This is a genomic window from Streptomyces sp. IBSBF 2435, from assembly GCF_036815005.1.
Lineage (GTDB): Bacteria > Actinomycetota > Actinomycetes > Streptomycetales > Streptomycetaceae > Actinacidiphila.
The window spans coordinates 1-9862 of sequence record NZ_JAJSYW010000042.1; the positions used below are offsets into that span (position 1 = coordinate 1).

Annotated in this window: 9 protein-coding genes and 1 pseudogene; 6 read left to right on the forward strand and 4 right to left on the reverse strand. The window is 73.9% G+C overall.

Annotated elements, in window-relative coordinates:
- Nucleotides 1–428 precede the first annotated feature (428 nt).
- On the forward strand, nucleotides 429–968 hold the full coding sequence (locus V7E46_RS11230) for a hypothetical protein (RefSeq protein WP_333768284.1): 540 nt from the start codon (nucleotides 429–431) through the stop codon (nucleotides 966–968).
- Between the two features lie 20 nt (nucleotides 969–988).
- Entirely contained in the window at nucleotides 989–4126 is a 3138-nt protein-coding gene (locus tag V7E46_RS11235; RefSeq protein ID WP_333768285.1) for an error-prone DNA polymerase, read from the forward strand.
- Nucleotides 4127–4170: 44 nt separating this feature from the next.
- Here the strand turns inward: V7E46_RS11235 and V7E46_RS11240 are convergent, their stop codons facing one another.
- A complete protein-coding gene (locus tag V7E46_RS11240) occupies nucleotides 4171–4545 on the reverse strand; it encodes a cupin domain-containing protein (RefSeq protein WP_333768286.1) in 375 nt (124 codons plus the stop codon).
- Nucleotides 4546–4681: 136 nt separating this feature from the next.
- On the opposite strand from V7E46_RS11240, the gene V7E46_RS11245 reads away from it, so the two are divergent.
- The 3 genes from V7E46_RS11245 (at nucleotide 4682) to V7E46_RS11255 (ending at nucleotide 6693) form a co-directional block, all read left to right on the forward strand.
- Nucleotides 4682–5128: a MarR family winged helix-turn-helix transcriptional regulator gene (locus V7E46_RS11245; RefSeq protein WP_329180268.1), complete on the forward strand. Its 447-nt coding sequence runs from the start codon at nucleotides 4682–4684 to the stop codon at nucleotides 5126–5128.
- 66 nt (nucleotides 5129–5194) lie between these two features.
- Nucleotides 5195–6325: a methyltransferase domain-containing protein gene (locus V7E46_RS11250; protein ID WP_333768287.1), complete on the forward strand. Its 1131-nt coding sequence runs from the start codon at nucleotides 5195–5197 to the stop codon at nucleotides 6323–6325.
- Complete coding sequence (locus tag V7E46_RS11255; RefSeq protein WP_329180273.1) at nucleotides 6322–6693, forward strand: GntR family transcriptional regulator; 372 nt, start codon at nucleotides 6322–6324, stop codon at nucleotides 6691–6693. Before V7E46_RS11250 ends, V7E46_RS11255 begins: the two co-directional genes overlap by 4 nt.
- A gap of 165 nt (nucleotides 6694–6858) precedes the next feature.
- Here V7E46_RS11255 and V7E46_RS11260 read toward each other — a convergent pair.
- Together V7E46_RS11260 and V7E46_RS11265 are read right to left on the reverse strand one after the other, a co-directional pair.
- Nucleotides 6859–7278: pseudogene (locus V7E46_RS11260) on the reverse strand (CoA transferase); the annotation flags it as partial.
- 174 nt (nucleotides 7279–7452) lie between these two features.
- Nucleotides 7453–8619, reverse strand: coding sequence for a DUF5925 domain-containing protein (locus V7E46_RS11265; RefSeq protein WP_443054119.1), 1167 nt, complete (start codon nucleotides 8617–8619; stop codon nucleotides 7453–7455).
- A 274-nt stretch (nucleotides 8620–8893) separates the two neighbouring features.
- On the opposite strand from V7E46_RS11265, the gene V7E46_RS11270 reads away from it, so the two are divergent.
- Nucleotides 8894–9157, forward strand: a complete 264-nt coding sequence (locus V7E46_RS11270; RefSeq protein WP_329180279.1) for a hypothetical protein — start codon at nucleotides 8894–8896, stop codon at nucleotides 9155–9157.
- A 138-nt stretch (nucleotides 9158–9295) separates the two neighbouring features.
- Here V7E46_RS11270 and V7E46_RS11275 read toward each other — a convergent pair whose 3' ends face one another.
- Nucleotides 9296–9652 (reverse strand): hypothetical protein, encoded by a 357-nt coding sequence (locus V7E46_RS11275; RefSeq protein WP_333768289.1) that lies wholly within the window; start codon nucleotides 9650–9652, stop codon nucleotides 9296–9298.
- Between the last annotated feature and the right edge of the window lie 210 nt (nucleotides 9653–9862).

Here is a 9862-nt window from a genome sequence, read left to right on the forward strand (position 1 = left end):
CCCCAGAACCGGAGGACCGGCCCGCCCCCCGGCCCGCCGACCAGATCGCCGACCAACGAATCACCGGCGACGGGGAGTCCAGGGACGCTGACCCCGGACACGGTACGCACGGACGCGACGACCCCCGGGGCAGCGGACTCGGGCGTGGCGAACCCGTGAGCGGGAACCCCGGCGGCCGGGGACCTGGAGGCGGGGAGCCCGGACGCGGAAAACCCGGGGTCGGGGAGCCTGGAGGCATCGGCCCCGGACGTGGGGAGGCCGGGCTCGGTGCGCGCAGGCGCGGTGAGCCCGGGACCGCGGAAACCCGGGGACGGGAGCCCGGGCGTGGCGAACCCGGGCGTGGCGAACCCGGACGCGGGGGACCCCAAGCCAGCGGACCCCGGGACGGCGAACCCGGGATTGCGGGGAACGGCGTCAGCCGGTTGGCCTTGACGCCGTTCCACCTCAGCGCGGCCACCGGGGAGCAGGGCGGGCTGTGGGACGAGCGGCACCGCGACGAGCTCGAACATGCCGCGGCCCGGCTACAGGTCCGCCTCGGTCATGCCGCGGTCACCCGTGCCCGGGTCGTCGGGGGGCGGGGACCTGCCGAACGGGTCCAGCGGGTGCCGTTCGGCGATGTCACCGTGCCGTCCCGTACGGTCGCAGGCCCCTGGCCGGGACAGCTGCCCGCACCGCATCCGGCGCTCGTCTACCCGCAGATGCCGCCCGCCCGGCTGCTCGACGCCACCGGGCAGGACGTGGCGGTCGACGCCCGTTCGCGGCTCTCCGCCCCGCCCGCGCACCTGCGGATACGCGGCGAGCGCTCGGCCGCGGTGGCCGGTTGGTCGGGGCCGTGGACCCTGGACGAGTCCTGGTGGAACCCGGCCGAGGCGATGCGGGCCGCCCGGCTGCTGGCCACCGCCGCCGACGGCCGCGCCTGGCTGCTGCGGCTGGAGCAGGGCCACTGGTGGGCGGAGGCCAGCTATTGAACCGGTCCGGCGGACAGGTGGTGCAGCTACGGCCCCCCGCGCCCGGCGAGGACCCGGAGCAGGAGCAGCGGCAGGAGCCGTGGGCGGAACTGCACTGCCACACCTCGCTGAGTTTCCTCCAGGGTGCCGCCGACTCCGCGGCCCTGGTCGCCGAGGCGGGCCGGCTCGGCGTCGGGACGCTGGCCGCGACAGACAGGGACGGCCTCTACGCCGCCCGCCGTCACAGCGCCGCTGCCAAGGAGGCCGGCATCGCTACCGTCTTCGGCGCCGAACTCACCCTCCCGCAGCCGCTCGGCCCGGTGCTGGTGCTGGCCCGCGACCTGGCGGGTTTCAGCCGCCTCGGCACGGTGATCAGCGCCGCCCAGCTCGCCGGGTCCAAAGGCCGCCCCCGCTACGACCTGGACCAGGTCGCTGCGGCGCACGGCGGCCACTGGGCGGTGCTGACCGGCTGCCCCGCTCCCGGCCAGGACCCGGCCACCGCCGCCCGGCGGCTGGAACTGCTCGCCGACCGCTTCGGCGCCGGCCATGTCTATGCGGAGCTGACCGACCACCGGCTGCCCGCCGACGGCCCGCGCAACGACGCCCTGGCCGCCGCCGCCCGGCGGCTCGGCACCGGGGTGGTGGCCACGGGCGCGGTGCACTACGCCCGTCCCGCCCAGGCCAGGCTGGCCCAGGCGCTGGCCGCACTGCGGCGGAGCGAGGACCTGGAGCGCGCCGCCGCCCACCTGCCCGCCGCCCCGGCCGCCCATCTGCGCTCGGGGGCGGAGATGCGCCGGCTGTTCGCCCGCTGGCCCGGCGCCGTGGAGACCGCCGTGGCGCTCGGCCGCGACCTGGCCGTCGACCTGGCCGAACTGCGCCCGGAACTGCCCAACGCCACCGTCCCCGCAGGACACACCGACGACTCCTGGCTGCGGCACCTGGCCGTGCAGTCCGCAGCTGTCCGCTACGGTCCCCGGCACTCCGGGGACCCCCAGGTCCGCCGCGCCTGGCGGCAGCTCGACCACGAACTCGGCGTCATCGCCGGCCTCGGCATGGCCGGATACTTCCTGATCGTCCAGGACATCACCGCCTTCGCCGCGCGCGCCGGCATCTGGTGCCAGGGCCGCGGCTCGGCCGCGAACAGCGTTGTCTGCTACGTCCTGGGCATCACCAATGTCGACCCGGTACGCCACAACCTGCTCTTCGAACGCTTCCTCAGCCCCGACCGCGACGGACCGCCCGACATCGATCTCGACTTCGAGCACCGCAGGCGCGAAGAGGTCATTCAGTACTGCTACACCACCTACGGCCGCACCCACTGCGCCCAGGTCGCCAACCTGATCACCTACCGCCCCCGGCTCGCGGTCCGGGACGCGGCCCGCGCGCTGGGCCACTCCGCCGCCGAGATCGACGCCCTCACCCGCCACATCGACCCACGCGAGCCGTCGAAGGGCGAGGCCGGACTGCCCGCCGATGTGCGCGAGCTGGCCGCCGGCCTCGACCGGCTGCCCCGCCATCTCGGTGTGCACTCCGGCGGCATGGTGATCACCCGCCGGCCCATCGGGGAGGTCATGCCGGTGGAATGGGCCACCGCCGAGGGCCGAACCGTCGTCCAGGGCGACAAGGAGGACGTGGCCGCGGCCGGCCTCACCAAGATCGACCTGCTCGCCCTGGGCTTCCTGTCCGCCGCCCACGACGCCTGCACGATGATCGCCGACTTCCACGGTGTCCACCTGGACCTGGCCACCATCCCGCAGGACGACCCCGCGGTCTACGACATGGTCTGCGCCGGTGACACCATCGGCACCTACCAGCTGGAGTCGCGGGCCATGATCGGCACCCTGCCCCGGCTGCGGCCCCGCTGCCTGGCCGACATCGTCGTCGCCGTCTCCCTGATCAGGCCGGGCCCCATCCAGGGCAACGCCGTGCACCCCTATCTGCGGCGCCGGGCCGGCCGGGAGCCGGTCAGCTATCCGCACCCGCTGGCCGAACCCGCGCTGAAACGCTCGCTCGGAGTCGCCCTGTGGCAGGAGCAGATGATGCACCTGGCCGTCGACTGCGCCGGCCTCTCCGCCGCCGAGGCCGACCGGCTGCGCTCGGCGATGAGCGCCAAGCACTCGGTGGAGGAGGTCGCCAAGATGCGCACCCAACTGCTCGACGGCATGGCGGCCCGCGGCATCCCCGCTGCCGCCGCCGAGCAGATCGCCGACATGATCCAGGCCTTCTCCGACTACGGCTTCCCCGAGAGCCACGCCCAGAGCATGGCCCACATCAGCTGTGTCTCCGCCTGGCTCAAGCACCACCACCCCAGCGCGCTGCTCGCCGGGCTGCTGGCCAACCAGCCCATGGGCTTCTACCGGCCGTTGAGCCTGATCCACGATGCCAAGCGCCATGGCGTGACCGTCCGCGGCGTCGACGTCCGGCACTCCGGGGTGCAGGCCGTCCTGGAACCCGACCCGGCCTCCGCCGGCGGCGCCGCGGTCCGGCTCGGTCTTGCCATGGTGCGCACCCTGGGCACCGACGCCGCCCAACTGATCGTCGACGCCCGCGCCGCGGCGCCCTTCTCGGGCCTTGAGGACTTCGTCCGGCGCACCCGCCTGCCGGTCAGGTCCCTTGAGGCCCTTGCCATCGGCGGGGCGTTCGGCTGTTTCGGGGTGAGCCGCCGCAGCGCCCTGTGGACGGTCGGTACGCCGGGCCGCACCGACCCGGGCATGCTGCCCGGTACCGTCCCCGGCCCCGTCCCGCCCCGGCTGCCGGCGATGACCCCGGCCGAGGAGACCCGCGCCGACCTGTGGGTCACCGGCGCCACCCCGGGTGCCCATCCGGTCGGCTACGAGCGCGACCGCCTCTCCCGGAACGGCGTCCGCAGTGCAGCTGCCGTCCGCGAACTGGCCGACCAGGACCAGGCCGTGATCGGCGGCCTGATCACCCATGTGCAGCGCCCGCCCACCGCCCACGGGGTGTCCTTCGTCAACCTGGAGGACGAGACCGGGATGACCAATGTCATCGTGCCGCTCTGGCTGTGGGAACGCAGCGCGAGAACGGTGACCGACCATGCCGGGCTGCTGGTGCACGGCACCGTCGAGCGCCGCGACGGCGCCCTCAATGTGCTCGCCCACCGGATCACCCCCCTGCGTATCGGAGCCCTGCCCAAGGGCCGTTTCACCCGGTTCGGATAGCGGCGCCAGGACACCGACGGGGCAGCCCCGGACCCCGTCGGACGTCAGCTGGCCCAGGGCGGGGATATGAGCGAACCGTCGGGCAGCGTGGCTGTCAGGCCGACGCTCGTGGTGACCCACATTCCGGCCGGCTCCTCCGTCGGATTGGCGACACCGAGGGTGGCGCCGGCCGGTGCGATCGCCACGTCCCCCGCGCCGAGCAGCCGCGTGTTGCCGTCGATCGTGAGTTCCAGCGAGCCGGACAGGACAAGGAAGACCTCCTCGCGGCTGATCGTGTGCGGCGGCCCGCCGCTCCCGGCCGGCACCTCCCCGCGCCAGGCGCACAACTCCCTGCTGCCGAGCGCCGATGCCGCGTAGGAGACGAAGCGCACCCCGTGCATGTCATGGACAACGGCCTCGTTCGCGGTGATGAAAGGCATGACAACCCCCAAAGAAACAGAGCGGTTCGGACAGGACGGCCGTCCTGTCCGATAGGCAAGGAGCTTGCTCAAGTAATTTGCTCAAGCTGCTTTCCTATATATTCAAGCAGCTTGCCCACTGTGTCAAGCTGCTCCGGTGAAGAATTCCGATGCGATGAGCCTGACCGCCGCACTCCTCAGCGCGACGGGGTCCCTCGTCCAGGACATACACACCGGTGTGGTGGCCCACGGCTACGACGATCTGCGCCCCACGCACGGCTTCGTCTTCTCCCGGATCGCCCCGGCCGGCGCGACCGTCACCGAGATCGCCGCGCATCTCGGAGTCACCCGGCAGGCGGCCAGCCAGCTCGTCGACGAGCTGGAGACCAAGGGGTACGTCGAGCGCCGTCCGCACCCCGACGACGCGCGGGCCCGCCTCGTCCTGCTCACCGACCGCGGGCGGCGCTGCACGCGCGCGGCGGAGGCGTCCGCCGCGGAGGCGGTCAGGCCATGGGTGGAGATGGTGGGCGAGCGCCGGCTGCTCGCGCTGCGCGACGAACTGGTGAAACTGGCCCCGGGCAGCCCGGTCCGCCCCAGCTGGTAGCGGCCCCGACCTGCGATGACAGGCCGGCTCACCACTGTTGTCAGTGCCGGATGGCACGCTGATCCCATGACCACCGACACCACCGGACGGCGATTCTGGGACGCCGCGGCCGACCGATTCGATGACGAGCCCGACCACGGCCTGCGCGACCCGCGGGTCAGTGACGCCTGGGCGATACGGCTGCGGTCCTGGCTGCCCGCCGCGCCGTCCGACGTCCTCGACCTCGGCTGCGGCACCGGCAGCCTCGCGCTGCTCGCGGCGCGGGACGGCCACCGGGTCACCGCCGTCGACCTGTCGGAACAGATGATCGCGCGGGCGCGCGCGAAGCTGGCGGGCACCGGCGCGCAGGCGGTCGTCGGCGACGCGGCCCGGCCGCCGGTCGGCCCCCGCCGCTTCGACGTCGTGCTGGTCCGGCACGTGCTGTGGATGCTGCCGGACCCGGCTGCCGTGCTCCGGCACTGGGCAGGGCTGCTGCGGCCCGGCGGGCGGCTCGTGCTGATCGAGGGCCGCTGGGGCGCCGTCAGCCCGGTCGGCATCACCGCCGACACCCTCGCCGGCCTGGCCGCGGGCCTCGGCGGGTCCACCGTGATCGACCAGCTCGGATCCGACCCGGCGCTGTGGGGCCGCGAGGTCGACGACGAGCGGTACGCGGCCGTGGTCAGGCCCGCCCCGCCGCGGCGGCACACCGAGATCGTCGATGTCCATCTGATCCTGCTGCGCGGCCGGGACGTCCTGCTCGCCCGCCGGGCCGGCACCGGATACGCGGACGGGCTGCTGCACGCGCCGTCGGGGCATTTGGAGGACGGCGAGGACGTCAGAGCCGGGATGATCCGGGAGGCGGGCGAGGAGATCGGCATCGACCTGGCACCGCACGAGGTCGAAGCGGCGGTGGTGCTCCAGCACCGGAGCCCCGGCGGCGCGCCCAGGATCGGCTGGTTCTTCACCGCCCGGCTCGCCCCCGGCGCCGAGCCGGTCAACCGCGAGCCGGACAAATGCTCGCACCTGGGCTGGTATCCGCTGGACGACCTGCCCGACGACATGGTCGCCTACTGCCGCGCGGGCCTGGAGTCCTACCGGGCCGGAGTGCCGTTCCTGACGCACCTGCACGAGAGCGGCGACCCCATCGCGTACGACCCGGCCGGACCGCACCGAGCCGTCCCCCTGGCGGCGCCCGTTGTGCCAGGATCCCCGATATGACGCTGGAGATCACCATCGACGCGGGGTCGGCCGTCGCGCCCTACGAACAGTTGCGCGGTCAGATCGCGGAGGAGGCCCGTGCCGGTCGGCTCCCGGTCGGCTACAAGCTGCCCACCGTCCGCGGCCTCGCCGAACAGTCGGGGCTCGCGGCCAACACCGTCGCCAAGGCCTACCGGGCACTTGAGGGGGACGGCGTGATCGAGACGCGCGGCCGGCACGGCACCTACGTGGCCGCCGCCGACGCCCGCGCCCGCGAGGTGGCCGCGGCCGCCACGGCGTACGTCGAGCGCAGCCGCCGCCTCGGCCTGGACCGCGAGGCGGCCCGCGCCGCAGTGGAGGAGGCGCTGCGCGCCGCGTACGGAAACTGAGGCATGCCTCTGACCGGGCCGACAAGGGAGCGCGAGGGTCCTCGGCCCGTTGGACGCCGATGACGCGGCCGTCCTCACCGCGGGGACCGGCGGACTGGATCGACGGCGACGAGCCGGCCGCCCGGGACCGGGCGTCCGCGGCGGTGGCCGTCGGTGGTGGTCGTCCGCCTGGAGCAGGGCGATCCCGCTCGCGGCCTGCACCAGGCTGTCGAAGCCCCGGCGGTCCGCCCACGGCCCGTCGAAGCCCCAGGTGGACAACTGCGCCACGATCAGACCGGGGTGACGGTCGAGCAGTGCCCGCGCGGACAGCCCGTACCGGTCGAGGGAGCCGGGCCGGTAGCCGGTCACGACCACATCGGCGCCGGACAGCAACTCCTCGAAGGTCCGCCGGCCGGCCCGGTCCGCCAGGTCCAGCGCGGCGGAGCACTTGCCGAAACCGGTGTCGGCCTGCGCGTCCCACAGCTCCGGCAGCCAGGGGGAGTCGATCCGCAGCACCTGCGCGCCGAGCAGGCCGAGCGTACGGGTCGCGACCGGCCCGGCGATCACCCGTGTCAGGTCGAGCACCCGCACCCCCTCGGCCGGCAGCCCGCCCGGCGGACCGCAGCGCACCCGGTCGGGCAGCGCGGGCGGCCCGCCGAGCACCGCCCACACCCGGCGTGTCGCGCGGTCGCATTCCGCCGCGTGCGTCCCCTCGGCCGTCATGCCGGAATCACATCGGTCCGGCCGCCCTGCCGGTGGGACCGGGCGCAGGCCGCCGCGTCACAGATACAGGCCGTCCGCGGCCTGCGCCGGGACCGGCAGCGCGGAGGTCGTACCGCGGCGCAGGGCGTACAGCTCGGCCAGCGTCGCTCCGTCGCGGCCGATGCCCTCCGAGGTGCCCAGCCAGTTCACCGCCTCGTCGCGGTTGAGCGGGCCGACCTCGATCCTGGCCAGGCAGCGGCCCGGGCGGACCACCGCGGGGTGCAGGCGTTCCAGGTCCTCGTTGGTGGTGATGCCGACCAGCACGTTGCGGCCCTGGCCGAGCAGGCCGTCGGTGAGATTCAGCAGCCGGGACAGGGCCTGGCCGGTCTGGTGCTTGGCCTGGCCGCGGATCAGCTCGTCGCAGTCCTCCAGCAGCAGCAGCCGCCAGCGCCCGCCGGCCGTGCCGTCGTCCTCGCCGATCGCTATGTCCATCAGATAACCGACGTCGTTGAACAGCCGCTCGGGGTCCAGGACGCAGTCGACCTGGCACCAGTCGCGCCACGACCGAGCCAGCGTACGCAGCGCCGACGTCTTGCCGGTGCCGGGCGGGCCGTGGAGCAGCAGCAGCCGCCCGGTGACGTCGTCCACGCTGAGCTTCATCAGGCCGTCCATCGCCTCGGCGACCTGCGCGGTGTAATTGCCGCGCAGCTCCTCCCAGGTGGCGGCGGAGATCTGCCGGGTGGTGCGGTGCGGCCCGCGGCGCGGCGAGACGTACCAGAAGCCCATGGTGACGCTTTCCGGCTCCGGCTCCGGCTCGTCCTCCGCGTCGTCCACGGCCGACTTGAGCACCTGCTCGGCGAGCTCGTCGGTGACGGCCGCCACCGTGACGTCGGCGCCGCGATTCCAGCGCGAGATCAGGATCGTCCAGCCGTCGCCTTCGGCGAGGGTGGCGCTGCGGTCCTTGTCGCGGGCCTGCCGCAGGACCGCGGCCTCCGGCGGCAGCAGAGTGAGCCCGGACTTGACGGTGTCCAGCGAGGCGCCCCTGGCGAACGGGTGCTCGCCCGAGGTGAATCGGCCGAGGAAGAGCGCGTCGACCACATCGGACGGCGAGTCGCTGTCGTCCAGCCGCAGATGGATGGGAAGGGCGCGGTGCGGGGCGGCCGGCTCGGCGGCGCGGCCCGTTCCTGTTCCTGGTCCGTTGGTGGGCGGCACTTGCCTCCTCGGGTCACGGGGTGTCGCGGACATGTGCCCATGATCCGGCACCCGCGCCCATTTGGCCCAGTCTTTTTCCACCCGGCTGCGGCGCACCCTCTCGCGGCCGACACATCCTGTCACCGGCGACCGCAGAACAGGAGTACGGTTCCTGCCACTGTTCGACTGCGAAGGCCCTTACGTGTCAACACCCTTGAAACGAAGGTGAATCGGGCATCCGTACCGAACAGGGGATGCGCACGTGACGCGGCGGGACGATAGGGTTAACCTGCCCAGGCAGGGTGCCCTCGTCAGGGTGGGGAGAGTCATGGAACAGATAGCGATGCACGGCAGGCCAAGAGTGCCTGCCATCAGTGCGGGAACGGGTGCGTCCAGTGCGCGTCTAGACCGGCACCTGGCGATACTCGCCGGGCCGGCCCTGCCGCAGCGCGACGCCGAGGAGGCAACCGTGCTGATGCGGGAGCTGACCTCGCGCAACACCGCTCACACCACGGCGAATCGCGGTGCCAGGGTCTCGCTCTTCGCTCCGCTCCGACGGCTGCGCAGGTCGCTCTTCGGCAATCGCCACTGAGCTTCCGGGTCTCCGCCGTTCGCGCCGCTCTCCCGTGGTAATTCGGTGCGCCTCCGTCCCCGCCGCTTCCTGCCGTCGTGCCCGCCTCTCCCCGCCGGCCGACCCCCGCGGTTGTGGACTCCCGTGCCCCGGATGTCCTCACACCAGTGCGAACTGCCCGTCAGGCCCCTCTTCGCGGTGGCCGAGTACGGACGCCGGCCTGCGCCTGGCCGCAGGCACCGGCAGGACGCCGGCGTCACGCATCCGCGTCGCCGTGAGCGTACGGCCGGGCCGCGCCGACAACGCGCGGGCCAGCGTGTCCCGTTCGGCGTCCAGCTCGGCGAGCAGGGTCAGGACGCTGACTACTTCCAGCAGGTCGGAGGTGCAGGACCGGGTCCAGGCCGGCGGGCGCAGCGCTTCGAGCGAACCCGGTGCGCCCGGCGCCGTACGCCGCTCCCACCACGCGTCGAGCACCCGCACCCCGCCGGCCGTACGGTCCCAGGCGGCGGGGGACACCGGGGAGATCCGGCCCGCCCCGATCCGCAGCTCCCGCCCGTCCGGGTCGTACTCCAGCTCCTCCTGATGCGGCGCCGCGGGCAGCGGCGCCCGGACGTACGGGCGGCTGCCGCCGGGCAGCCGCGGCCCGGCCGGGTCGGGGGCGGGGGGCGGGGGGGGCCGCGGCGGGGGGCGGGGGGGGGGGCCCGCCCCGGTTTTTTATAAAAAAAA